Raw genomic sequence first — 23,912 nt, 5'->3', positions numbered from 1 at the left:
GCGGAGGTGCGGTCCGGTTTTGTGTCGGTCTTGCAACACACCGGACCGCGCGCCGGACCTGTCCGGTCAGGCGAGTCCCGCCTCCTTCATCTGGCGCAACTCCTTCTTCAGCTCTCCCACTTCGTCGCGGAGCCGGGCGGCCACCTCGAACTGCAGCTCGGCGGCGGCGGCGCGCATCCGGTCGGTCATCTCCTCGATGATCGCGGCCAGTTCGGTGGCGGGCCGGTCGCCGAGTTCGACAGTCGAGCCGGCCTTGCCCTTGCCCTTGACGCCGTGCGCGGCGAGGGAGGGGACGGGGGCCTTGGCGCCCTTGCCCTCCTTGCCCTGGCGGTAGCCGCTGCCGAGGAGCTCCTCGGTGTCGATCTCCTCGCGCGCGATGGTCGCGACGATGTCGTTGATCTTCTTCCGGAGCGGCTGCGGGTCGATGCCGTTCTCGGTGTTGTACGCGATCTGCTTCTCGCGGCGACGGTTGGTCTCGTCGATGGCCTGCTCCATCGCCGGGGTGATCCGGTCCGCGTACATGTGGACCTGGCCCGAGACGTTTCGCGCGGCTCGGCCGATCGTCTGGATCAGGGACGTCCCGGAGCGCAGGAAGCCCTGCTTGTCGGCGTCGAGGATGGCGACGAGGGACACCTCGGGGAGGTCGAGGCCCTCGCGGAGGAGGTTGATGCCGACGAGGACGTCGTACTCACCGGCGCGCAGCTCGCGCAGCAGCTCGATGCGGCGCAGGGTGTCGACGTCGCTGTGCAGATAGCGCACCTGGATGCCGAGCTCCAGGAAGTAGTCGGTGAGGTCCTCGGCCATCTTCTTGGTGAGGGTGGTGACGAGGACCCGCTCGTCGCGCTCGGTGCGCAGCCGGATCTCGTGGACCAGGTCGTCGATCTGGCCCTCGGTGGGCTTCACGACGACCTCGGGGTCGACGAGTCCGGTGGGGCGGATGATCTGCTCGACGAAGCCGTCGCCGCGCGAGAGTTCGTACGTGCCGGGGGTCGCGGAGAGGTAGACGGTCTGGCCGATGCGCTCCTGGAACTCCTCCCACTTCAGCGGGCGGTTGTCGAGGGCGGACGGCAGCCGGAAGCCGTGGTCGACCAGGGTCCGCTTGCGGGAGGCGTCGCCCTCGTACATGGCGCCGATCTGTGGCACGGTGACGTGCGACTCGTCGATGACGAGGAGGAAGTCCTCGGGGAAGTAGTCGATGAGGGTGTTGGGCGCGGAGCCGGGGTCGCGGCCGTCGAAGTGCATCGAGTAGTTCTCGATGCCGGAGCAGGACCCGATCTGGCGCATCATCTCCAGGTCGTACGTGGTCCGCATGCGCAGGCGCTGGGACTCCAGGTGCTTGCCCTGCTTGTCGAGCTCGGCGAGGCGGCCCTCCAGCTCCCGCTCGATGTCGTTGACCGCGCGCTCCATGCGCTCGGGGCCGGCGACGTAGTGGCTGGCGGGGAACACGTACAGCTCGCGGTCCTCGCTGATGACCTCGCCGGTGAGCGGGTGGAGGGTGGAGAGGGCCTCGATCTCGTCGCCGAACATCTCGATGCGGACGGCGAGCTCCTCGTACACCGGGAAGATCTCGATGGTGTCGCCGCGGACGCGGAAGGTACCGCGGGTGAACGCCAGGTCGTTGCGCGTGTACTGGATGTCGACGAAGCGGCGCAGCAGCTGGTCGCGGTCGAGCTCCTCGCCGACCTTGAGCGGGACCATCCGGTCCACGTACTCCTGGGGCGTGCCGAGGCCGTAGATGCAGGAGACGGAGGCGACGACGATGACGTCCCTGCGGGTGAGCAGGGAGTTCGTGGCGGAGTGGCGGAGCCGCTCGACCTCCTCGTTGATGGAGGAGTCCTTCTCGATGTACGTGTCCGACTGCGGCACGTACGCCTCGGGCTGGTAGTAGTCGTAGTACGAGACGAAGTACTCCACCGCGTTGTTCGGCAGGAGCTCCCGGAACTCGTTCGCCAGCTGGGCGGCCAGGGTCTTGTTCGGCGCCATCACCAGGGTGGGGCGCTGGAGCTTCTCGATCATCCACGCGGTGGTGGCCGACTTTCCGGTGCCGGTGGCACCGAGGAGCACGACGTCCTTCTCGCCCGCGCGGATACGCCGCTCCAGGTCGGCGATGGCTGTCGGCTGGTCGCCGTTGGGCTTGTACTCACTGACGACCTCGAAGGGCGCCACCGAACGTTCGATCTTGGAAACGGGCCGCATGCAACCACCGTACGACCCGGCACTGACAGTCGGGCGGCGATCGGCTCACCGGCCGCCCGTGGTCACCAGTCCTGGGAGCGGTGGCCGCCCCTGGGAACACCTCTGCGGGCCCCGCGTCCGGCGGGCCGGGCCGTCCAGTTGGCGGGCTCTCCGTAGGACGGTACGTGGCGCGGGGCGGGCACGCCGGGGCGGTGCGGGGTGCGGGCGGCGGGCCCCTTCCAGTCCGGGTCGCCCATCACGAGGAGCGGGTCGAACATGACGACGACGGCGGCGAGGATCAGGAAGACCGCCGGGCCGATCAGCATCGGCAGGAGCAGTGATGTGGCGGTGTCGCCGGTGCCGGCGACGGGCTCGGTGCCGTGCAGATGGACGCTGACCGCCGACATGGCGGTGTAGTGCATACCACTGACGGCGACGCCCATCACCAGGCTCGCACCGAGGCTGGCCAGAAATCCATGTACGGAGACGGCCGCCCAGAGGGCCGTCGTGGCGGCCACGACGGCGATGACCACGGACAGCGCGACGGTGAGCGTGTCGTACTCGATGCGTCCCTGGAGGCGCATCCCGGCCATGCCCAGGTAGTGCATGGTCGCCACGCCGAGGCCGGTGATGGTGCCGCCGGTGACCAGGGTGAGGGCGGTCGCCCCCCGGTATCCCACGATGAAGATGCCGATGCCGACCATGAGGACGGCGACGCCCAGGCTGGCGAAGGTGATGGGCAGGTCGTAGTTGATGGGCGCCTGCCGGACCGAGAAGCCCATCATCGCGATGAAGTGCATGGTCCAGATGCCGGTGCCTATCGAGGTGGCGCCGAGGGCGAGCCAGCCCGCCTTGAAGCTCTCGCGGTGGCGGAGCGATCTCGTGGTGCAGCGCAGGCCGAGGGCGCCACCGAGGCACGCCATGAGAAAGGCCGCCACCGGAGTGACGAGCCCGTAGCTGAATCCGTCGACCGTGCCCTGCATGAGCGTGTGTCCTCCAGCCCTGGTGCCACGTCGTCCGAAAACAGTCGGTACCGCTGGGTAGTACTACCGGGGCGAGATTATGGCGCGCCGCGGGCCTCGCGACCACGTGACCGGGGAATTTCCACTCGTGAGACCGGAGCGAGACCGGCCCTTGATCTTGGCCGCCGTTCCGGTGCCTTCCGTGATCGGGCAGGCGGGAAGCCGTTTCCGGGCGGGCTGTCGGTGGCGGGTCGTACCGTGGGCGGCATGGACATCGAAGCGGGGCCGACGGGGGCGACGGGCGGCGGGCGGGCCGTCCCGGTGGAGTGGACGGTCGTGGAGAGCGGCATCGGGCCGCTCTTTCTCGCCGCGACCGAGCGGGGGCTCGTGCGGGTCGAGTTCCATGCCGACGCGGCGCGGCGGGCCCGGATGCTCGACCGGCTGGCGGCGCAGCTCGGCGCGGAGCCGGTGGAGCGTGCCTCGGGTCTGCTCGCGGGCGCGATAGGCCGTCTCGACCGGTACTTCGCGGGCGAGCCGGGCGATGTCGACCTGCCTCTGGACTGGAGTCTGACGGCCGGCTTCAACCGGCAGGTGCTGCGCGAGCTGGCGAGCGGTGTGCCGTACGGCACCACCGTCGGGTACGGGGAGCTGGCCAGGCGCGTGGGGCAGCCGGGGGCGGCGCAGGCGGTCGGGGCGGCGATGGGTTCCAATCCGCTGCCGGTGGTGGTGCCGTGCCACCGTGTGGTGGAGAGCGACGGCGGTCTCGGCGGCTTCGGGGGCGGTCTGGAGACCAAGCGGCAGCTGTTGGCCCTTGAGGGCGTGCTGCCCGCGCCGCTGTTCTGATTCCCATCAGGTGAGACGGCTGGCACACTCACGTAAGTGACCCGCACCCCCGGCGCCCCTGACGCCACCCTGCCCGAGCACATATCCGCCCCCGTCACCGACGCCGAGCTTCCGGCGCTGCGCCGCCGCGTTCAGGCCGTGCTCATCGCCACCCAGATCCTCGGCGGCCTCGGCATCGCCACCGGCGTCGCGCTCGCCGCCGTCCTGGCCAGGGACGTCAGCGGTTCGGAGGCCCTGTCCGGTCTGGCCTCGACGGCGACCGTGGCCGGTCCGGCGCTGCTCGCCATGCCGCTGGCCGCCCTGATGGCCTCGCGGGGGCGCCGGGCCGGACTCGTCCTCGCGTATCTCATCGGCGCGGTCGGCGCCGGGGTCGCGGTGCTCGGGGCGGTCGCCGACAGCTTCCCGCTGCTGCTCATCGGGCTCGTCGGCTTCGGCGCCGGGTCCTCGGCCAATCTGGCGGCCCGCTTCGCCGCCGCCGACCTCGCCGAACCGGACCGCAGGGCACGGGCCATCTCCACGGTGGTGTGGGCGACCACGATCGGCGCCGTGCTCGGCCCGAACATCGCCGCGCCGGCCGGGAAGAGCGTCGCGGGCCTGGGGATACCGGCCACCGCGGGCCCCTTCGTCTGGGCCGCCGGAGTCTTCGTGATCGCGGCGGCCGTGGTGGCCCTGCTGCTGCGCCCCGACCCGCTCCTCACCGCCCGCGCGCTGACCGACACCGGGACGGGCGAGGCGGCGGAGGAGCGCTCGCTGCGGGCCGGGATGCGGGCCGTACGGGAGTCTCCGAAGGCCCGCCTCGCCCTGGTCACCGTCGCCGGGTCGCACACCGCGATGGTGTCGATCATGTCGATGACCCCGGTGGCGCTCACCCACCACGGTGCGGACATCCAGCTGATCGGGCTCGTGATCAGCGGGCACATCGCCGGCATGTACGCCTTCTCCCCCGTGATGGGCTGGCTGTCCGACCGGTTGGGCAGGCTGTCGGTGATCGGGCTCGCGGTCGGGCTGATCGGCGTGGCGGCGCTCGTCGCGGGCACGGCGGGGCCCAGCCACGGCCGGACCGCCCTCGGTCTCTTCGTCCTCGGACTCGGCTGGTCGGCGGGTCTGGTGTCCGGCTCGGCGCTGCTCACGGATTCGGTGCCGCAGGCCGCGCGGGCGGCCGTCCAGGGGCTCTCCGACTTCGTCATGAACACCGCCGCCGGTCTCGGCGGCCTCGGGGCGGGTCTGGTCGTGGCGCAGGCGGGCTACGGTCCGCTGAACGCGATCGCCGCCTGTCTGCTCCTGCCCATGGCGGCGCTCGCGATCCGCGGCTCGCTCCGGAAGGCGTGACGTCCTTCGGTACGCCGGTCAGTGCGGCACCGCCGGGGAGGAGGCTCCCTGCGCCAGTCGGCGTGGGGTGCCCGTGCCGTCGGCCGGTACCGACCAGACCGCTCCCCCGTATCCGTACGCGAGGGTCTTCCCGTCCGTCCACAGGGCCTGGTCGTCGATGCCGCGCCGCTCGGCGACCGCGTGTTCGCGCCCGGTGCTCAGCTCGTACACGTACAGCCGCCAGGGATCGCTCGGGCCGTCGGAGACCCGCTTCTTGAAGGCGAGCCGGGTCCCGTCCGGGGAGAGCGACGGGCATTCGACGTTCTCCCGCAGGGCCTTGGCCGACCAGTTCCGCATGTCGCCCTCGACGAGATGGGTCCGGCCGTCGGTGGAGACGGTGGCGTAGAAGCGGTTGTCGTCGGCGGCGAAGCTCACGCCCCAGTAGTTGACGTCGGGGGCGTGGTAGCGGCGGCCGCCGAGGGTGAGCGGGATCTGCTCGATGTTCTTCACCAGATAGCCGGTGCGCAGATCGAGGATCGAGGTGCGGGTGGAGAAGGACGAGCGCGCGTAGGAGTCACCGGTCGCGAACATCGTCCAGGCGAGCATGTTCCCCGAGGCCGAGACCCGGGCCCGGCTGGGGATGCCCGGCAGGCCGATCCTGCGCACCTCGCGCAGCCGCCGGTCGAGCACGAGGACGTACGAGCGGGCCGGGACGCCCGGCCTGCGCTGGAGGCAGAGGGCGGTGGGGCCTGCGGCGTGGAAGCGGTCGCAGGAGGGGCCGCCCACCACCCGGCCGCCGGGCGCGGACGGGTCCACGCGCGCGACGCGGCCGCTGGCGGCGTCCCGGGCGAAGAGCGCGTCGGCGCCGCCGTCGAGGGTGAAGCCGGGGTCGGCGGTCCCGGTGGCCGCGGCCTCGCGGCCCGAGGCCGCCCGCAGCGTGTAGGCGGTGGCGCCGCCGCCGAGCAGGAGCAGCGCGAGTACGAGGATCCACACGCGCGTACGGGTGGACGGGCGGGCGCCGGTCAGGGCGGGCATGGGTCAGTCGGTCCTCTCGGAGGGCTCGGGGGCGACGCTCTCGGAAGGCTTCGGAGCGCCCTGTGCCGAGGGGGTGGCGGGCAGCAGGCGTGCGGCGCAGCAGAGGGCGGCCGTGAGGGCGAGCAGCGCCCCGACGAGCGCGGTCTCCGGCCCGCTCGCGGTCCAGACGGCGCCGAACGCGACGGCGGCTCCGAGCCGGGCGAGGGCCTGCGCGGTCTGGACGACGGCGAGGCCGCTCGCCTGCCGGCCCTCGGTCAGGAAGGGGCCGGCCAGGGCCATCAGGACGCCGTCGGTGGCGGCGTAGAAGACACCGAGCAGGAGGAGGACGCCGAGGAGGACCACCGGGTCGGGCAGCGGGGCCAGGAGCAGTCCGTAGGCGAGGAGCAGGGCCCCGTGCCCGTACAGGAGGGGTCCTCGCCGCCCGGTCCGGTCGGCGAGGCGTCCGACGGGGACGGCGAGCAGCAGATAGACGGCGGCCGCGCCGAGCGGCAGGAACGGGAACCAGGTCGGGTCGAACGCGAGCCGACGCTGGAGCAGCAGGTACAGGAAGGAGTCGCCGACGGTGGCGGCGCCGAGGAGTCCGGCGCAGAGCACGATCCGCCGGTACGCGGGCGAGCGCAGTCCGGCGAGGAGCCCGCCACGCGCGCGTGGCGCCGCCGGGGCGGTGCGTGTCTTCCCGTCCTCCCGTGCCCGCCCGGGGACGAGGAGCATCCACAGCAGGACGCCGAAGGCCCCGACGCAGAAACTGACGGCGAAGACGGCGTCGTACGCGTCGGCCGTCGCCCACAGGAGCGCGAAGGCGGCCAAGGGACCGAGGAGGGCGCCGGTGGTGTCCATGGCCCGGTGTGTGCCGAAGGCGCGGCCCAGGTCCTCGGGCGGGCTGTGCAGGGTGATGAGGGCGTCGCGCGGGGCGGTGCGGACGCCCTTGCCCAGCCGGTCGGCGGCGAGGGCGGTCGCGATCCAGCCGGTCGCGCCGCCCGCGAGGAGGAGGCCGAGCCGGGAGCAGGCGGAGAGGGCGTAGCCGAGTCCGCCGACCTGTTTGTGGCGGCCGCCGCGGTCGGCGGTGGCGCCGCCGAGGAGCCGTACGAGCGCGGTGGCGCCGGTCGAGAGGCCGTCGAGGAGCCCGAACTGGAGCGGGGAGAGGCCGAGTCCGAGGACCAGGTAGAGCGGCAGGACGGCGGTCACCATCTCCGAGGAGACGTCGGTGACCAGGCTGACCGCGCCGAGGGCGAGGACGGTGCCGGGGACGCGCCGCCGGACCCCCGAGGGGGCGGGCGGCGCGTCGCGGCGACCGGTGGTCGCGAGGTACATCAGTGGCAGGTGTAGGTCGGGCCGGAGTCCTTCACCTGGTTGTCGGTGCCGACGTACTGCCAGGTGTAGGTGGTGTCGGTGAGGTCCAGCTTCAGGACGCCGTACGGACCGCTGATCCGCTTCTGGCTGTTCGGCTGGACCGTCTCGATGTCGTAGGGCTCGGCGCCGCCCATGCCGCCCACGATCTCGACGATGCCGTCGGCGGTGGCACGCCCGTTGGGGTCCTGCGGGGCGAAGCGCTCGTAGTGGTGGTCGTGCCCGTTGAGCACCAGGTCGGCCTTGGCGTTGTAGAGGATCTGCCAGACCGGCTTGGAGACCGGGTCGTTGCCGTGGCCGCCGGAGGAGTACAGCGGGTGGTGGAAGTAGGCGGCGACGCAGCCCTTGGTGTTCCGTGCGAGGTCGTCCTTGAGCCACTGGATCTGCGCGGCGTCGTCGAATGAGTTGGAGTCGAGGGCGACGAAGTGCCAGTTGCCCTGGTCGTAGCTGTAGTAGGACTTGCCCTGCGGGTAGGCGATCGAGCCGAAGTACGACTTGTAGCCGGCGAGCGGGCCGGCCGGGTCATAGGTCTCGTGGTTGCCGGGCACGGGGCGGGTCTTGGCCTTGAAGGCGCCCCAGGACTTGTCGTAGTAGTTCTTGAAGTCGGAGAGCAGGGCGTCGTCGTACTGGTTGTCGCCCATCGTCAGATAGAAGGACGGCGCGATCCGCTGGGCCAGCGCGGCCGTCTTGGGGTGGGCGCAGGAGCTGCTGGAGGCCGTGCACTGGGCGGCGATGTCACCGGCCGCGACGACGGTGAAGGAGCCGGTGGGCGGCTCCGTGGTGCCGGTGGTGCCGTAGACCTCCACCGAGAAGAGCGAGTAGCCGTACGAGGTGCCGCGGGCGGTCCCGTACACGCGGAGGTAGCGGCCCTGGCCGGTGAGTCCGGTCCAGTCGTCCGTGGCGCCGTTCCCCGCGGTCTCGTTGGCGAGGCGGGTCCAGGTGGTGCCGTCGGTGGAGATCTCGACGCGGTAGGCCTTGGCGTAGGCGGCCTCCCAGACGAGCTTGACGCGGGAGACGGTGGCCGAGGGGCCGAGGTCGACGCGGATCCACTGGGGATCGACGCCTTCGGCGCTGGCCCAGCGGGTGGTGGAGACGCCGTCGAAGGCCTTCTCCGGGCCGAAGGTGTCGTCCTCGACGGAGGAGGACGTGGCCGGTCGGCCCTGCGAGATCAGGACGTCGGCGGCGGCTCCGGCCCGGTCCGGAAGGGCGAGGAGGAGCCCGCCGACGAGCAGCAGCACGGCGGCGAGGACGAAGGGGAGAGGGGTGGTGGTGCGGCGTGGTGGGGCTGAGGCGTTCAGGCGCATACCTGGGCTCCCTGGCCTGTGGGGTCGGCGAGAGCTGGACACCGGTGCGGCGCACCACGGACCGGCCGCGCGGCGCGGGCCGGGGCGCCCGTGCCGTGGGGTACGGACACGGGCGACCGGCCGGGTGGCGATTCGGGGCGCCACACGGCGGGGTGGTGCTCGGCGGCCGGGTCAGAGCTCTCACTGAGCGCGTCACGCCCCTTGGGGTGGGGCGCCGCGCCGAGCCGCTGCCGGGATGCTAGCCGATAGGAAGGTTTCCTACCAGACCCTCAACTCGTGGCCGTCCCCTGTGACTTCAGGGGGCTTAAGGGACTTCAGAGGCTGATGTGGTACGCCTTGCGCAGGGTCTCGTGCACGGTCCAGGTCGTCTTGTCGCCCTCGCGCAGCACGCAGGCGTCGCCGGGCCCGATCTCCAGGGTGGCCCCGCCCTCGACGGCGACGGTCGCCCGGCCGGAGACCACCACGAACAGCTCGTCGGCCTCGGTGTCGGTGACGACGCCGGGCGTGATCTGCCAGATGCCGCGCAGCTGCTTGCCGTCGGCCGACTCCCACAGCACCTTGCCCGTCACCTCGGGCGTGCCGGAGACGATCTGGGCGGGGTCGAGCGGCTCCACCTCAAGCTCCGCGTCGGGGATGTGCACGGCGAAGGAGGGCTGGTCATGTGTCGTCATGGGCGGTGACTGTAGCGGGGGTCCAGGGCCGCCCCGAGGCCGGGACCGGCTGGACGGAACCCCTCCGCTTCGCCTCCCACCAGGCGCGATGCCCGGATCCCGGCACGACGACGAAATCCGCACCACCCCTTCGGCGCAGCGCCGGACGGGTGGCGCGCCGGGCGCGGACGACCGCGCCGGGCACCCCGTGACGGATTCCGAAGGCGCCTTCCACGGATTCCGCGGAAGCCCCCACCGTGTGGCTGGAGCTCGCCGGCGAGGTTTGCGGGGCACGTGGTCGCGCCAGGAATGGGACATGTCCACACAGGTGTCCGAAGAGGTACGCGAAGCGCTCCACGAGGGGCGTCCCGTCGTCGCGCTGGAGTCGACGATCATCGCCCACGGTCTGCCGCGCCCGCGCAACCTGGCCGTGGCCCTGGAACTGGAGGAGCTGGTACGGGCCGGCGGCGCCGTCCCCGCCACGATCGCCGTGGTCGACGGCACGGCCAGGGTCGGCCTTGACCGGGCGGCCCTGACCCGGATCGCCGAGGACCCGGCCGTGCGGAAGCTGGGGCACCGTGACCTGGCCCCCGCCCTGGCGACCGGGGCGACCGGGGCGACGACCGTCTCGGCGACGGCCTGGCTCGCGGACGCGGCCGGCCTACGGGTGTTCGCGACCGGCGGCCTCGGCGGCGTGCACCGCGCCTGGACCGAGACGCAGGACGAGTCCGCCGACCTTCGGCTGCTCGCCCGGGTCGGGATCACCGTCGTGTGCGCCGGGGTCAAGTCGATCCTCGACGTGCCCGCGACCCTTCAGCGCCTGGAGACGCTGGGGGTGACGGTCGTGGGGTACGGCACGGAGCACTTCCCCGGCTTCTACCTCACCTCCTCGGGCGAGCCCGTCGACTGGACGCTGCGGACCCCGGAGGAGGTGGCCGGGGTGATACGGGCGCAGGACCGGCTCGGCGGGCCACGGGCCGCGCTGATCGTGGCCAACCCGGTGCCGTCGACGGAGCAGTTGGATCCCGCCCTGCACGACCGGGTCCTCGCCGGTGGTCTGGCGGCGGCGAAGGAGAAGGGGATCACGGGCCAGGCGGTCACGCCGTTCCTCCTCGAACATCTGACGGTGCACACGGAAGGGGCGTCCCTGGAGGCCAACCTGGCGGCGGTACGGGGCAATGTGCGGCTCGCGGCGAGGATCGCGGGGGCGTACGGCGCGGGGACGTCCGGCGCGGGGACGTCCGGCACGGGGACGTCCGGCGCGGGGACGTCCGGCGCGGGCGGCCGGTGAGCCGGGCGGCGGGTGCGCTGCTCGTCGTCGGCGACGTGGTCACGGATGTCGTCGCCCGGCACCGGACCCCGCTGACCCCCGCCACGGACACGGCGGCGGAGATCCGGACCCTCCCGGGCGGTGCGGGGGCCAACGCGGCCTGCTGGGCGGCGCGTTCCGGCTGCGACGAGGTGCGGCTCCTCGGCCGGGTGGGTACGGACGCGGTCGGCTGGCACGAGCGGGCGCTGCGGCGCGCGGGCGTGCGCCCCCTGCTCGTCCCGGACGCGGAGGCGGCGACGGCCACCGTGATCGCACTCGTGGACTCCTCGGCGGAGCGCACCTTCCTGACCGACAGCGGCGCCGCCCTGCGCCTCTCCCCCGGCGACTGGTCGGCCGGCCTGCTCGACGGCGTGGCCCGGCTGCATCTCTCCGGGTATCTGTTCTTCGCCGCGCCGAGCCGCGAGACGGCCCGGCTGGCGCTGCGGGACGCACGGGAGGCGGGGGTCCCGGTGAGCGTGGACCCGGCCTCGGCGGGGTTCCTGGCGGAGCTGGGAGTGGACGGATTCCTGGCGGCGGCGGACGGCGCCGAGGTTCTGCTGCCCAACGCCGACGAGGCCCGGTCGCTCACCGGCTGCGCCGAACCGGAGGTGGCGGCGGCCGGGTTGAGCCGCCGTTTCCCGCTGGTCGTGGTCACCCTCGGGGCCGCGGGCGCCCTGGTCGCCGAGGACGGCGCGGTCACCGCGCGGGTGACGGCGCCTCCGGTGCGGCCGGTGGACTCGACCGGCGCGGGCGACGCCTTCACCGGGGCCTTCCTGGCGGCCCTGCTCGCGGGCGCGGACCCGGCGAAGGCGGCCGAGGCGGGCTGCCGGGCGGGCGCGGAGGCGGTCACGGTGGTGGGCGGCAGACCTCCGGAGGGGCTGACGGGCGACTGACGGGGGCGGGCCGCGAGCCCTCCCCTAGGAGACGTCCCCCGTCCAGGCCGGGTGGCGCGGGTCGTCGGCGCGCACGACGATGTTGGCGGTCCCGCCGGGGTCGACCTCCGTCTCGTACCGGGCGAAGGCGGGCAGCGTCCAGGCCTCCTCGGTGCGCCGGGCGAGGGCGGCGGCCGAGAGCCGCAGGTGCACGGTGAGGTCGAAGGGGAACCAGTGGCCGAGCAGGAAGGGCCCGTGCAGCACGAGCACCCCGCCGGGCGGCAGCGTCACGTAAGGGCTGCGGGTCGCGCGGTCCTTCACCGGGTCCCACAGATCGGGCAGCACGCGCCCGGTTCCACCGGGCTCCAGCGGTCCGAAGACCTCCCGCCACAGCGCCCCGGTGTCGGTCCACCCGCTGTAGTACGAGTCAGGGTCCTGCTTCCCGTACTCGTACCGCAGCGACGCGGGCCGCAGGAAGCCGCCGGTCCCCGCGACGAGGACGGAGCGCCCGCGTGTCCGCAGTGCCTCGGCAAGCAGTTCGGCGAATTCGCCGCCGGGCGCGGCGGGCGGCCCGTCGACGGCGACCTTGAGCCGGCCGCTCCCCTCGGCCGGAGCGGCCCCGTCGAGCCGTCGGGCGAGCGCCTCCGCCAGCCGTTCCCAGGTGATCGCCTCGTATCGCATCCCGCTCATCCTGCCCGCTGCTCCCCCTGACGTGCACCGGCCGACACCCCCGGCATTACTGTGATCGGCGCCGGGCGACGACCGCACGGCCCCGCGGAGGAGAGGATCCGTCGCCCATGAGTCGGCGTCAGCAGCCACTGCCCTACGAGACCACGGGGGCGGCCTCGCCCTTCGGCCTCGGGCTGCACCATGTGCAGCTCGCCCTGCCGCCGGGCGACGAGGAGGTGTGCCGTCGATTCTATGTGGACGTGCTGGGCATGACCGAGATCCAGAAGCCTCCGGTGCTCGCGGCCCGCGGCGGGCTGTGGGTGCGCTCGGACGCGTTGGAGATCCACCTGGGGGTCGAGGAGGACTTCCGCCCGTCCCGCAAGGGGCACCCGGGCATCCTCGTCGCCGACATCGACGGCCTGGCCGGTCGTCTGACCGCCCGGGGCGTCGAGGTGACGTGGGACGACAACTTCCCGGGACATCGGCGCTTCTACACCACCGACTGCCACGCGAACCGGCTCGAGTTCCTCTCCCCCGAGCACTGACGCCGCACACCACGGCTTGACCTTGTCACTGGCGTCACTGTTCGACCATCAGCGCCATGGACACCACCACACCCACCAGGGTCGTCGTCATCACCGGTGCGGGCACCGGCATCGGCCGGGCCGCCGCCCGCTCCTTCGCACGGCAGGGGGCGACGGTCCTCGCCGTCGGCCGCAGGGCCGAGCCGCTGCGGGAGACCGCCGAAGGACATCCCGGGATCCACCCGTTCGTCGCGGACATCACGGCGGACGGCGCGGCCGAGGAGATCGTGCGCGCCGCCGTGACCGGCCACGGCCGCCTCGACGTGCTCGTCAACAACGCCGGGATCTCCCTCGGCGGCCCGCTCGGCACCCTCGACCGTTCCGTGATCGCCCCGCTCCTGGAGACCAACCTCGTCGCTCCGGTCCTCCTCACCCAGGCCGCCCTCCCCGCGCTCCGGACGTCGCGTGGCGTCGTGGTGAACGTGACGACGACGATCGGCCAGCGCGGCTGGCCGGCCAACTCCGTCTATCCCGCGACCAAGAGCGCCCTGGAGACCCTGACCCGCTGCTGGGCGGTGGAGCTCGCGCCCGACGGCGTCCGGGTGGTGGCGGTCGCCCCCGGCCCGATCGAGACCCCGATCGCGGACCACATGGGCCTCTCCCCCGAGCAGCTGACGGCCTTGCGGGCCTGGCAGCTCGCGCACGTTCCGCTGGGCCGGATCGGCCGTCCCGAGGAGGTCGCCTGGGCGATCACCTCGCTCGCGGCGCCCGACGCCTCGTTCCTGACCGGTACGGTCCTGCCCGTCGACGGGGGTGCGCTGGTCGCGTGATACGACTGAGCGAGGAGGTGGCGTCCTTGCGCATCGGTGAACTGGCCCGACGGACCGGGGTGTCGCCGCGCGCCCTGCGCCACTACGAGACGGCGGGGCTGATCGCGTCGGAACGCGCGGCCAACGGATACCGGGTGTACGGCGAGGACGCCGTGACGCGGGTGTCGAACATCCGGTACCTCCTGGACGCCGGCCTCACCCTGGACGACGTGTCCGCGTTCCGGTCCTGCCTGGACGGCGACGTGCCCTCGGCCCCACCGTCCGCCCGCGGCCTGGAGATCGCCCGCGAGCGGCTGGCCGTGCTCGACGCGCGGATCGCGGCGCAGACCGAGGCCCGGGACCGGCTGGCGCGAAGCCTGGGCATGGTGTCGGACCGGGGCTGACACCCGGGACGGGCCGATGCCCGGGACAGGCCGATGCCCGGGACGGGCCGATGCCCGGGATGGCCGGTTCCGGAGCCGGCTACGACTGGGCGGCCCGCACGGGCCGTTCCAGCACCGCGCGCCCCGACTCGACCGCCTCGGCGAGCGTCGACTCCCCGCCCGCGAGGGCCCGGCAGGTCGCCGTGTCGGTCCTCAGCCGGACGTCCGCCACCTCCGCCGTACCGGCGCCGTACACCCCGTCCCCGTACGACACGGCTCCGTCACCCCCGACTCGTACGTGGAACTCGCCCTCGTCCAGGGTCACCTGGACGACCCCCTCGCCCAGTTCGGCGAGTGCCCCGAGGAGCGGGATCGCGTACCAGTGCGCGCGGACGGCGTCGGTGGGCCGCGGCTCGCCCAGGTCGGACGCCCCCCAGGCGGCGAGGGTGCGCAGCACGGGCAGCAGCTCGCGTCCGCGCGGGGTGAGCTCGTACACGAACGCCGAGGTGGGCGGGGGCAGTCGGCGGCGGGTGACCAGCTCGGCGCTCTCCATGTCCTTGAGGCGGCCGGCGAGCATGTCGGTGCTGACGCCCGGGAGGTCGGCGTGGAGGTCGGTGTAGCGGCGCGGCCCGGCGAGGAGTTCGCGGACGACGAGCAGGGTCCAGCGGTCGCCGACGAGGTCGAGGGCGCGCGCGGCGGCGCAGTGCTGGTCGTAGCTGCGGCGGCGTGGCTGACGTGGCATGCGACGCAGTCTAGACATGTTGTTGGACTTTCCAAGCTCGAACTTGGTAAAACCAAGCAACACTGATTCCGGGGACTTGGGGAGGTCGGACATGGAGTTCCGGCAGTCGAGCAAGCTGAGCGAGGTCTGTTACGAGATCCGGGGCCCGGTCATCGAGCACGCCAACGCGCTGGAGGAGGCGGGCCACAGCGTCCTGCGCCTCAACACCGGCAATCCGGCGCTCTTCGGCTTCGAGGCGCCCGAGGAGATCGTCCAGGACATGATCCGGATGCTCCCCAAGGCCCATGGATACACCGACTCGCGCGGCATCCTCTCCGCCCGGCGCGCGGTCGCCCAGCGCTACCAGTCCATGGGCGTGCCGGAGGTGGACGTCGACGACGTCTTCCTCGGCAACGGCGTGTCCGAGCTGATCTCGATGGCCGTCCAGGCCCTCCTGGAGGACGGCGACGAGATCCTCGTACCCGCCCCGGACTACCCGCTGTGGACGGCGGTGACCACACTCGCGGGCGGCAAGCCCGTGCACTACCTGTGCGACGAGTCCGCCGACTGGTACCCGGACCTCGACGACATGGCGTCGAGGATCACCGACCGCACCAAGGCCATCGTCGTCATCAACCCCAACAACCCCACCGGCGCGGTCTATCCGAAGGAGATCGTCGAGGGCATCCTCGATCTCGCCCGCCGTCACCACCTGATGGTCTTCGCCGACGAGATCTACGACCAGATCGTCTACGACGAGGCCGTCCACTACCCGGCCGCCTCCCTCGCCCCCGACGTGGTCGTCCTCACCTTCGGCGGGCTCTCCAAGACGTACCGGGTGGCGGGTTTCCGCTCCGGCTGGCTGGTCGTCAGCGGCCCGAAACAGCACGCCAGGAACTATCTGGAGGGCCTCACCATGCTGGCCTCCATGCGGCTCTGCCCCAACGCCCCCGCCCAGTACGCCATCCAGGCCGCGCTCGGCGGCCGGCAGTCGATCCACGAGCTGACCGCCCCCGGGGGCCGGCTGCGCGAACAGCGCGACCGGGCCTGGGAGAAGCTCAACGAGATCCCGGGCGTCTCCTGTGTGAAGCCGAAGGGGGCGCTGTACGCCTTCCCTCGCCTCGACCCCGCCGTGCACAAGATCCACGACGACGAGAAGTTCGTCCTCGACCTGCTCCTGCGGGAGAAGATCCAGGTCGTCCAGGGCACCGGATTCAACTGGCCCCGCCCGGACCACTTCCGCATCCTGACCCTGCCGTACGCCGACGACCTCGACGCCGCGATCAGCCGCATCGGCCGCTTCCTCAGCGGCTACCGGCAGTGAGCAGGCGACCGTGACGTGACACCCCCTCGACTGTCATGATCTGAGAGCCTGAAGATCCTTCGGGCCGATGGACAGGACGGCGGACGGGAGGGGGCGCCCGGTCATGGATGTGGCGCTGATAGCGGTGGCGGGAACCCTGTTGGGTGTCATCGCGACGCACTGGTTCCAGGGGCGGGCCACCGAGCGCACCGCCTCGCTGGCCCGGACCGAGCAGCTCCGCCAGGAGCGGATCTCGACCTACAGTGCCTACGCGGGCGCGGTCGTCGACTACCGGCACAGCCAGAACGACCGCTGGTTCCGGACGCACGAGGAGCCGGGGTCGGAGGAGGCCGAGGAGTCCCGCCACGCCTCCTACCGGCAGCGCACCGCCGCCCGCCAAGCCCTCTTCCGCGTGCAGTTGGTCTGCGACGACCCGCACGTCCGCCGACTGGCCGAGGCCGCGTTCGAGCAGACCCACTGCATGCACGATGCGGAGGGAGAGGCCGAGCGCGCCCGCCGCTCGGCGGAGGCGAAGGAAGCGCTCGCCGTGTTCATCGCCGCCGCCGCGCCCGGCGTCCGCTGAACGGGGGCGCGGACATGGATCTCGTCGCGCCCGTGGTCGTCGAGCCGCTCAAGCGCCGCCGCTGCTCGGAGTGCCGGCAGGGCCCCCTCGAACGGATGATCGTCGAGTTCAACTCCCCGGTCTGTCTGGACTGCGCCGACCTCGGGCATCTCGTCTTCCTGCGCCGGGGCGACACGGCGCTCACCCGCCGGGCCCGCGAGGGAAGCGCGCTCTGGGCGGTGGTCGTACGCCACAACAGGCGCCGCACCCGCTACGAGCGTCAGGGCCTGCTCGTCGAGGAGGCGGCACTCGCCGAGGCGGAGCTGTCCTGCCTGGCGGACGCGGAGGCGCGGGCCAGGCGCCGGGCGAGGGACGCGGTACGGCGCGCGGCGCTCGACGTGGAGATCACCGAGGTCCTCCGGTCGGAGGTCCTGCGGCTCTTTCCGTCCATCCCGGCGGACCGGGCCACGGAGATCGCCGTCCACGCCTCCGCGAAGGGCAGTGGACGGGTGGGGCGCACGGCGGCCGGCCGCTCGCTCGACCGAGGCGCCGTCACGGCGGCCGTGCGCGCCTCCGTGCGCCATGTCGACACGCCGTACGACACCTTGCTGATGCAGGGGGTTCCTCGGCACCAGGCCCGGACGAGGGTTGCTCCCGCCATCGAGGCGGTGCTCCGGGCCTGGCGTCGCGGTGGCGAGAGCGCCCTCGGCCGGGGACGCGGCTGACAGCTCGGGTGTCAGTGCGCGTCGGCCGGACCGCGTGGTCGGGACCCTCAGGCCTGGTCTCCGGCGCGGCGCGCGCGACGGTACAGCAGGGCTCCGCCGAGCAGCAGCGCGGCGCTCGCGGCGGACGTGTAACCGACGCTGTCCGAACCGGTGGCGGCCAGCGCGACCGTGCTCGTCCCACCCTGCGGCTTGGGCGCCGGGGCGGCCGGCTTCTCCGTCTCGGTCTCGGTCTGCGGGACCGGCACGTTCCGGACGGGGGTCTGCGGGCGGGGCGTCGGCGTCTCGATCGGCTGCTCGGGCTTCGAGGGGCCGTTGACCGAGGTGTTGCCGAAGACCGGGTTGAGGATGCCGACCACGTTGACCGAGTTCCCGCTGACGTTCACCGGGAGGTCGATGGGCAGCTGGAGGCCGTTCCCGGAGAGGACGCCGGGAGATCCCGCGACGTGGGTCTCGGCCGTGGACCCGCCGCCGTTGGACGAGCCGCCGTCGGAGGAGCCGCCGCCGTGCTGACCGCCGCCGTGGTGACCGCCGGCCTGCTCCCCGCCGCGCGGGGTGCCCGGCTCGTCCTTGTGGGACCCGCCGCCGTCCTCCGAGCCGTAGCCGTCGGGCTCCTTCTCGGCGGAGTGGTTGGAACAGCGGTTGCCGAAGGCCGGGTTGAGCAGGCCGACGACGCTGACCGTGTTGCCGCAGACGTTGACCGGCACGTGCACCGGCAGCTGAACCGTGTTGCCGGAGCCGACGCCCGGCGAGCCGACCGCGGCGCCCTGTGCGCCGGAGTCGGCGTGCGCGGCGCCCGCCGACAGGGCGAGCGCCCCACCCGTGACCAACAGTGTGGCCAGACCACTTCGGCGAATCTGCCTCATGGCTTCCTGCCTTCCGGAGGTGTGCGGGCAAGTGCCCGTACCGGAATCAACGCGACAAACGCACGTGCCGGATCCGGCCGTTGACGGGTTTCACTCCATCGAGTGGGCCCCGTTCGAGTGTCGGTCAGCGCCCCAGAAGGTCGGTGAGGGCTCCCACCGGGTCGTGGTCGGGGGTGCCGCGCGGCCACCAGTCCTCGCGTCCGGCGTCCGACTCGTAGCCGTACCAGAGGCCGTCACGGCCGAGGCGGAGCTGCAGGGACTCGGTGGAGAGGCGGTTGCGCCAGGGACGGAAGGCGGGGAAATCGGCGGCGAGCAGCGCGGGCCGGGCACGGTCGAACGGACCCGCGGGCGGATCCCACGGCTCTTCGAGTACGGCGAGACCGGCGGCGCCGCCCTGACGCCAGGCGGCGACGGCCCTGGCGAGGTCCGTGGGGGTCCGGTCGAGCGCGTACGCCAGGTCGCGGTAGAGGGCCCGGGTCGTGGCCGTGAGCCCGGAGCCGGGGTGTGCGGCGGCCAGCCGGACGGCGTCCTGCCACGGGCTGAGCGCGGCGACCGGGTCGTGCCCGGTGGCGAGGAACGCGTGGGCGCGGGCGGCGGCTTCGGAGGCGAGGAGGTCGAGGGCGAGCGGGTCGGGGGCGTCGGGGTCGGGCGGGAAGACGGCGGGGCGACCGGGGCGGTCCGGAAGCGGCAGCGGAGGAGGCAGCGGCAGCCCCGCCCGCTCCGTCGCGGCGAACACGGCACGGGCGGGGACGGTGGGCATCGGGGGTGCGGCGGCGGTCGTCTCGGCGGCGGACAGGGCCGCGTTGCGCCGGGTGAGCTCGGCGAGCAGCTCCTGCTCCCCGCGACCGCGCATCAGGAAGAGGACGAACGGGTCCTCGTCGAGGAGTCGGGCGGCCTGGTAGCAGAGGGCGGCGGCGTGCTTGCAGGGGTAACCGTCGTCCGGGCAGGAGCAGTCGGGGACGAGGTCGCCCGGCGCGGGCAGCAGACCGGTGACCGCCCCCAGGGCGTGCGGCACGTCCTTGTCGAGCAGGGCGGCGATGTGGTCGGGGCGGGCCGTGGCCTCGTCGAGGAACCGCTCCCAGCCGTCGTCCCCGAGGGTCCGCATCCTGATCTCGGTGCGGTACGGGCGGGGCCGGCTGCCGTGGACATAGGCGACGACCCGGCCGGGAGTGACGGTGATCGCGTCGACATGCCCGCGTCCCGCGTACGCCCTGCCGCGGGCGAGACGGGCCACGTCCAGGGCCGTGTCCTCCAGTGCCTCCACCCAGGCGTTCCCCCACCAGGTGGCGGCGAACCGACCGTCGGGAGCCTCGCGGGGTGCGACCTGCGGGAAGCTGCGGCGGCGGTCGTCGTGGCGGGGGGCTGCGCCGCGGGCGCCCCGTGGCATGGTCACGAGGGCCTCCTCAGGGACACCAGGTCGGCGAGCTCCCGGTCGGTCAGTTCGGTGAGGGCCGCCTCGCCCGAGCCGAGGACGGCGTCGGCCAGGGCCCGCTTCGCGCGGAGCATCTCGCCGATGCGGTCCTCGACGGTGCCCTCGGCGACGAGCCGGTGGACCTGCACCGGCTGGGTCTGCCCGATGCGGTAGGCCCGGTCGGTGGCCTGCTCCTCGACGGCGGGGTTCCACCAGCGGTCGAAGTGGACGACATGGCCGGCCCGGGTGAGGTTGAGGCCGGTGCCCGCGGCCTTGAGGGAGAGCAGGAAGACGGGGACCTCGCCGGCCTGGAAGCGGTCGACCATCCGCTCCCGCTCGGCCACCGGGGTGCCGCCGTGGAGGAGTTGGGCCTGGATGCCGCGGGCGGCCAGATGGTCGGCGAGGAGCCGCGCCATCGTCACGTACTGGGTGAAGACGAGCACGGAGCCGTCCTCGGCGAGGATCGTGTCGAGGAGCTCGTCGAGCAGGGTGAGCTTCCCCGAGCGGCCGGCGAGGCGGGAGGTTCCGCTGCCGCGCGGTGCCGCTTCCTTCAGGTACTGCGCGGGGTGGTTGCAGATCTGCTTGAGGGAGGTGAGCAGCTTCATGACGAGGCCCCGGCGGGCGATGCCCTCGGCCTCCTCGATCTGCGCCATGGTCTCGCGGACCACCGCCTCGTAGAGCGAGGCCTGCTCCCGGGTGAGGGAGACGGGATGGTCGGACTCCGTCTTCGGCGGCAGCTCGGGGACGATGCCGGGGTCGGACTTGCGGCGGCGCAGCAGGAAGGGCCGTACGAGCCGGGCGAGCCGCTCGACGGCCTCCTCGTGCTCGATCTCCTCGTGGTTCTCGACGGCGCGGGCGTGCCGGGAGCGGAAGGCCTTGAGCGGGCCGAGGAGGCCGGGGGTGGTCCAGTCGAGGAGCGCCCACAGCTCGGAGAGGTTGTTCTCCACGGGGGTGCCGGTCAGGGCGACCCGGGCGGGCGAGGGGATCTCGCGGAGCGCCTTCGCGGTCGCGGAGAACGGGTTCTTGACGTGCTGGGCCTCGTCGGCGACGACCATCCCCCACTCCCGCTCGGCCAGTCGGGCGGCGCTCGTCCGCAGGGTGCCGTAGGTGGTGAGGACGAACCCGCCGTCGGCGCCGTCGAGGTCACGGTCGGCGCCGTGGAAACGCCGGACGGGCACGTCGGGGGCGAACTTCTCCACCTCCCGCTGCCAGTTGCCGAGCAGGGAGGCCGGGCAGACGACGAGGGTGGGGGCGCGGCGGGCGCGGCGCAGGTGGAGGGCGATGAGGGTGACCGTCTTGCCGAGGCCCATGTCGTCGGCGAGGCAGCCGCCGAGACCCAGCGAGGTCATCAGGTCCAGCCAGGCGAGGCCGCGCAGCTGGTAGTCGCGGAGGGTGGCGGTGAGGCCGGGCGGGGCCTGCACGTCCTCGGGTCCGGCCAGGAGCCGGTCGCGGAGCGCGGCGAGCGCTCCGACGGGGACGGCGGGCACGGTCTCGCCGTCCACCTCGGCGGTGCCGGTGAGGGCGACGGCCAGGGCGTCGACCGGTTCGAGCAGGCCGAGTTCCCGCTTGCGCGCCTTGCGGACGAGGTCGGGGTCGACGACGACCCACTGGTCGCGGAGGCGCACGATCGGCCGGTGGGCCTCGGCCAGGTGGTCCATCTCCCGCTCGGTGAGCGGATCGCCGTCGAGGGCCAGCTGCCAGTTGAACCGCAGGAGTTCCTCGCTGTCGAAGAACGCGGTGCCGTCGGTCGCCGAGCCGGGCGCGGCCTGGGCGGCCCGGACGACGGCGGAGGCGCTGAGCGAGCGGGCCAGCTCACGCGGCCAGTGGACGGCGACCCCGGCGTCGGCGAGCCGGGCGGCGGCGGGGCCGAGCAGCTCGTACAGCTCGTCCTCGGTGACGGCGAGGACGTCGGGCACGTCCCGCTCCAGGAGCCGGGCGAGCGGGGGCCAGACGCGGGCCGCCCGGCGCAGGGCGAGGACGGCGTCGATCCGGGCGCGGGGCCCGAAGTGCTCGCCGTCGCCCGCCCACAGGGCCGTGGCGTCGATGACGAGGGTGGGGTCGGCGAGGCTGTGGACCTGGAGGAGCGCCGCGGCCGCGTGGCGCTCGCCCGGGGGCGTCTCGGCGGTGTCGGTGCCATGGGCGCTGTCCGTCGTGTCGAACAGTTCGTACGGCGAGAAGTCCAGGCGGAGCGAGACCCGGACGCCCGCGTCCATCCCGGCCGCCGCCTCGGCGGCCCAGGCACGCGCATGGGGCAGGTGCTGGGGGGCGCGGGCCGCGAACGGCGCCCCGACCGCGTGGGCGGCGGCCGGGGTGCGGGGCAGGGTGTCGGCGACGGCGTCGAGGAAGGCGCGCACGAGGGCCTCGGGGTCGGGCAGTCGCAGCGGGCCGCTCCCGGGGACGGGCACGGCGTGCGCCTCGTACGGCAGGGCGGCGGCGACGGCCCGCAGATGGGCGATGTCCTCGGCGTCCAGCGGACCGGCCCGCCAGGCGTCCAGGTCGTCGGCGGTCAGACCCGGCAGCATGCGGCCGCGGGCCACCAGGTGCAGGGCGTGCAGGGCGGCGGCGCCCCAGCCGGCGGTGGCGGGGTGGGCGGCCGGGTGGCGGCGGGCCGCGACGAGGTGGGGCAGGGCGGCGTCGACCGGGAGGGTCAGGGCGGGGACGGCCCGGCCTCGGGCACCGCTGCCGTGCCGTCGGGCGACGGTCAGCTCGACGCGCTCCGCACCGCTCTCGGCCGGGTCCGGCAGCGCGTCGCCGTCGGGGGCCCAGAAGGCGACGCGGCCCTCACGGGGCAGGGCGGCCGGCAGGAAGACGGCGGCGCTGCTCGTCCAGGTGTGTGCCACGGCTCCGCGCTCCTTCCCTCCGGTGACGAACGGCGACCGGTTCTCCGACCTTACGGCGGGGGTCTGACAACGGCCGACAGGCGGGTTCGCCCGGGCGGCCCAGCAACGGATGACACGGGCGCCCGGGGGCGCGAGGGTGGGCCTGAACCGGGTGCACCCGAGGTGCCACCGGAACACCGACCCGGACCCCGACAGAAGAGGAACCGACATGTCCGTTCGCCGGCGTCTCACGACCGCCACCGGGGCCGTGCTGCTCACCTTCGCCGTCGCCGGCTGTTCGAGCCTGGGCCGCACCATGGTCGGCACGCTCTCCTACGAGACGGACCGTGAGGTCGTGGTGACCGTGACGAGCCCCTCGGTGAACGGCTGCCACCGCCTCCTCGCCCCGAGCGGGGTGCACCGGGTCGAGAACAACACCCTGGTCGACATCAGGCTGTACTCGACGCCCGACTGCCAGGGGAAGCACAACATCTACCTCCCCATGAACACCAGCTACAGGGTCGCTCCGGGCGCCCTGCCGTGGCGCAGCTACAGCGTCATCCACTGACCGGTTCCCTTCACCCCACCGCGGGGTCCATCCTGGAAGAGGCCCTTCGGGGCACCGACGGGAGAGGGTGACCGTCATGCGTTCCGGGAACGAACCGGTGACCGCGCGCAGTCCCCTGCGCATGCGGTTCTGGCTGGGCATGTGGGGACTGCTCTGGGCCGCCTTCGGCACGACCGTCTTCTCGCTGGTGGGCCGCCCCGGCTGGGCGGCGGCCTGCGGGGTGCTGTTCCTGGTGGTCGTGTGCGACCTGGCGATGGTGGTGCACCACATACGTCAGGGCCCGCACTGGCAGCCGGGCCGGAACATCCCGCCGTACGAACCCGACCACGGCGGCACGGGACGCTGAGCGCCCCGCCGCACCGGCCCTACTGCTCGGTGTCGAAGCCCGCGGCCTGGAGGTACTCCGGCTTCGGGTCGAGCGCCGCGGCGAGACGGAAGTGCCGGGTGGCCTGGGCGGTCAGACCCGAACGCTCGAAGGTACGGGCAAGGGCGAAGTGCGCGAACGCGTTGTCCGGCTCGCGCTCCAGGACCAGCTCGAACTCCAGCTGCGCCGGACGCAGCTGCGCGGCGGCGAAGAACGCCCGGGCCCGCAGCAGGCGCGCGGCGGTGTTCTCGGGGTGCGCGGCGATCACGGAGTCCAGCAGCTTCACGGCGCCACGGGGATCCCGGGCGGCCAGCAGGTGCTCGGCGGCGCGGAAGTCGATGACGTGCGTTTCCGGGTTTCTGTCGGCCACCATGGAATCCTTCCCC

At 73.3% G+C, this 23,912-nt stretch carries 24 protein-coding genes; 12 read left to right on the top strand and 12 right to left on the bottom strand.

Annotated features, from left to right (window positions below; translation table 11 throughout):
* Nucleotides 1–66: 66 nt before the first annotated feature.
* A complete protein-coding gene (gene uvrB / locus OG259_RS30955; protein ID WP_328945246.1) occupies nt 67–2,196 on the bottom strand; it encodes an excinuclease ABC subunit UvrB in 2,130 nt (709 codons plus the stop codon).
* A 62-nt stretch (nt 2,197–2,258) separates the two neighbouring features.
* The gene (locus OG259_RS30950) at nt 2,259–3,158 is read right to left on the bottom strand and encodes an MHYT domain-containing protein (RefSeq protein ID WP_328945245.1); all 900 of its coding nucleotides are present in this window, start codon (nt 3,156–3,158) and stop codon (nt 2,259–2,261) included.
* 246 nt (nt 3,159–3,404) lie between these two features.
* Between OG259_RS30950 and OG259_RS30945 the strand changes: the two genes are divergently transcribed.
* Both OG259_RS30945 and OG259_RS30940 read left to right on the top strand, forming a co-directional pair.
* Entirely contained in the window at nt 3,405–3,980 is a 576-nt protein-coding gene (locus tag OG259_RS30945; RefSeq protein ID WP_328945244.1) for a methylated-DNA--[protein]-cysteine S-methyltransferase, read from the top strand.
* 36 nt (nt 3,981–4,016) lie between these two features.
* The gene (locus OG259_RS30940; protein ID WP_443052048.1) at nt 4,017–5,309 is read left to right on the top strand and encodes an MFS transporter; all 1,293 of its coding nucleotides are present in this window, start codon (nt 4,017–4,019) and stop codon (nt 5,307–5,309) included.
* An 18-nt stretch (nt 5,310–5,327) separates the two neighbouring features.
* On the opposite strand, the gene OG259_RS30935 is transcribed toward OG259_RS30940, so the two are convergent.
* From OG259_RS30935 to OG259_RS30920, 4 genes are all read right to left on the bottom strand, one after another.
* Nucleotides 5,328–6,323, bottom strand: coding sequence for a hypothetical protein (locus OG259_RS30935; protein WP_328945243.1), 996 nt, complete (start codon nt 6,321–6,323; stop codon nt 5,328–5,330).
* 3 nt (nt 6,324–6,326) lie between these two features.
* Complete coding sequence (locus OG259_RS30930) at nt 6,327–7,634, bottom strand: MFS transporter (RefSeq protein ID WP_328945242.1); 1,308 nt, start codon at nt 7,632–7,634, stop codon at nt 6,327–6,329.
* The gene (locus tag OG259_RS30925; RefSeq protein WP_266890632.1) at nt 7,634–8,974 is read right to left on the bottom strand and encodes a discoidin domain-containing protein; all 1,341 of its coding nucleotides are present in this window, start codon (nt 8,972–8,974) and stop codon (nt 7,634–7,636) included. The genes OG259_RS30930 and OG259_RS30925 overlap by 1 nt, the downstream gene beginning before the upstream one ends.
* A 314-nt stretch (nt 8,975–9,288) precedes the next feature.
* Nucleotides 9,289–9,645 carry a cupin domain-containing protein gene (locus OG259_RS30920; RefSeq protein WP_328945241.1) on the bottom strand — a complete coding sequence of 119 codons (357 nt, stop codon included), beginning with the start codon at nt 9,643–9,645 and terminating at the stop codon, nt 9,289–9,291.
* Between the two features lie 295 nt (nt 9,646–9,940).
* Between OG259_RS30920 and OG259_RS30915 the strand changes: the two genes are divergently transcribed.
* Nucleotides 9,941–10,915 (top strand): pseudouridine-5'-phosphate glycosidase, encoded by a 975-nt coding sequence (locus OG259_RS30915; RefSeq protein WP_328945240.1) that lies wholly within the window; start codon nt 9,941–9,943, stop codon nt 10,913–10,915.
* A complete protein-coding gene (locus OG259_RS30910) occupies nt 10,912–11,826 on the top strand; it encodes a carbohydrate kinase family protein (RefSeq protein WP_328945239.1) in 915 nt (304 codons plus the stop codon). The genes OG259_RS30915 and OG259_RS30910 overlap by 4 nt, the downstream gene beginning before the upstream one ends.
* 24 nt (nt 11,827–11,850) lie before the next feature.
* Here the strand turns inward: OG259_RS30910 and OG259_RS30905 are convergent, their stop codons facing one another.
* Nucleotides 11,851–12,486 (bottom strand): uridine kinase, encoded by a 636-nt coding sequence (locus OG259_RS30905; protein ID WP_328947227.1) that lies wholly within the window; start codon nt 12,484–12,486, stop codon nt 11,851–11,853.
* A 116-nt stretch (nt 12,487–12,602) separates the two neighbouring features.
* Here OG259_RS30905 and OG259_RS30900 point away from each other — a divergent pair, with 116 nt between their 5' ends.
* The 3 genes from OG259_RS30900 to OG259_RS30890 are packed head-to-tail and all read left to right on the top strand — an operon-like array spanning nt 12,603 to nt 14,211.
* On the top strand, nt 12,603–13,019 hold the full coding sequence (locus OG259_RS30900) for a glyoxalase (RefSeq protein WP_328945238.1): 417 nt from the start codon (nt 12,603–12,605) through the stop codon (nt 13,017–13,019).
* 56 nt (nt 13,020–13,075) lie between these two features.
* Entirely contained in the window at nt 13,076–13,828 is a 753-nt protein-coding gene (locus OG259_RS30895) for an SDR family NAD(P)-dependent oxidoreductase (RefSeq protein ID WP_328945237.1), read from the top strand.
* Nucleotides 13,829–13,854: 26 nt separating this feature from the next.
* Nucleotides 13,855–14,211, top strand: a complete 357-nt coding sequence (locus tag OG259_RS30890) for a MerR family transcriptional regulator (RefSeq protein WP_328947226.1) — start codon at nt 13,855–13,857, stop codon at nt 14,209–14,211.
* Between the two features lie 79 nt (nt 14,212–14,290).
* On the opposite strand, the gene OG259_RS30885 is transcribed toward OG259_RS30890, so the two are convergent.
* On the bottom strand, nt 14,291–14,932 hold the full coding sequence (locus OG259_RS30885) for a winged helix-turn-helix transcriptional regulator (protein ID WP_328945236.1): 642 nt from the start codon (nt 14,930–14,932) through the stop codon (nt 14,291–14,293).
* Between the two features lie 91 nt (nt 14,933–15,023).
* Between OG259_RS30885 and OG259_RS30880 the strand changes: the two genes are divergently transcribed.
* The 3 genes from OG259_RS30880 (at nt 15,024) to OG259_RS30870 (ending at nt 17,501) form a co-directional block, all read left to right on the top strand.
* Nucleotides 15,024–16,235 (top strand): pyridoxal phosphate-dependent aminotransferase, encoded by a 1,212-nt coding sequence (locus tag OG259_RS30880; RefSeq protein ID WP_328945235.1) that lies wholly within the window; start codon nt 15,024–15,026, stop codon nt 16,233–16,235.
* Nucleotides 16,236–16,338: 103 nt separating this feature from the next.
* The gene (locus tag OG259_RS30875) at nt 16,339–16,797 is read left to right on the top strand and encodes a hypothetical protein (protein ID WP_328945234.1); all 459 of its coding nucleotides are present in this window, start codon (nt 16,339–16,341) and stop codon (nt 16,795–16,797) included.
* 14 nt (nt 16,798–16,811) lie between these two features.
* Entirely contained in the window at nt 16,812–17,501 is a 690-nt protein-coding gene (locus tag OG259_RS30870) for a DUF2293 domain-containing protein (RefSeq protein ID WP_328945233.1), read from the top strand.
* A gap of 47 nt (nt 17,502–17,548) precedes the next feature.
* On the opposite strand, the gene OG259_RS30865 is transcribed toward OG259_RS30870, so the two are convergent.
* From OG259_RS30865 to OG259_RS30855, 3 genes are all read right to left on the bottom strand, one after another.
* Nucleotides 17,549–18,364: a chaplin gene (locus tag OG259_RS30865; RefSeq protein ID WP_328945232.1), complete on the bottom strand. Its 816-nt coding sequence runs from the start codon at nt 18,362–18,364 to the stop codon at nt 17,549–17,551.
* Nucleotides 18,365–18,488: 124 nt separating this feature from the next.
* On the bottom strand, nt 18,489–19,751 hold the full coding sequence (locus OG259_RS30860; protein ID WP_328947225.1) for an SWIM zinc finger family protein: 1,263 nt from the start codon (nt 19,749–19,751) through the stop codon (nt 18,489–18,491).
* Between the two features lie 2 nt (nt 19,752–19,753).
* Nucleotides 19,754–22,615 (bottom strand): DEAD/DEAH box helicase, encoded by a 2,862-nt coding sequence (locus tag OG259_RS30855; RefSeq protein ID WP_328945231.1) that lies wholly within the window; start codon nt 22,613–22,615, stop codon nt 19,754–19,756.
* Nucleotides 22,616–22,823: 208 nt separating this feature from the next.
* Between OG259_RS30855 and OG259_RS30850 the strand changes: the two genes are divergently transcribed.
* A complete protein-coding gene (locus OG259_RS30850; protein ID WP_328945230.1) occupies nt 22,824–23,162 on the top strand; it encodes a hypothetical protein in 339 nt (112 codons plus the stop codon).
* Nucleotides 23,163–23,238: 76 nt separating this feature from the next.
* A complete protein-coding gene (locus tag OG259_RS30845) occupies nt 23,239–23,508 on the top strand; it encodes a DUF6343 family protein (protein WP_328945229.1) in 270 nt (89 codons plus the stop codon).
* A gap of 19 nt (nt 23,509–23,527) precedes the next feature.
* On the opposite strand, the gene OG259_RS30840 is transcribed toward OG259_RS30845, so the two are convergent.
* Entirely contained in the window at nt 23,528–23,896 is a 369-nt protein-coding gene (locus OG259_RS30840; RefSeq protein WP_266890655.1) for a tetratricopeptide repeat protein, read from the bottom strand.
* Nucleotides 23,897–23,912 lie beyond the last annotated feature (16 nt).

Origin of the sequence: Streptomyces sp. NBC_00250, from assembly GCF_036192275.1 — a bacterium.
Taxonomy (GTDB): domain Bacteria; phylum Actinomycetota; class Actinomycetes; order Streptomycetales; family Streptomycetaceae; genus Streptomyces.
The sequence above is the reverse complement of the archived record's forward strand: the minus strand, read 5'-3'. Positions and strand labels throughout refer to the sequence as shown.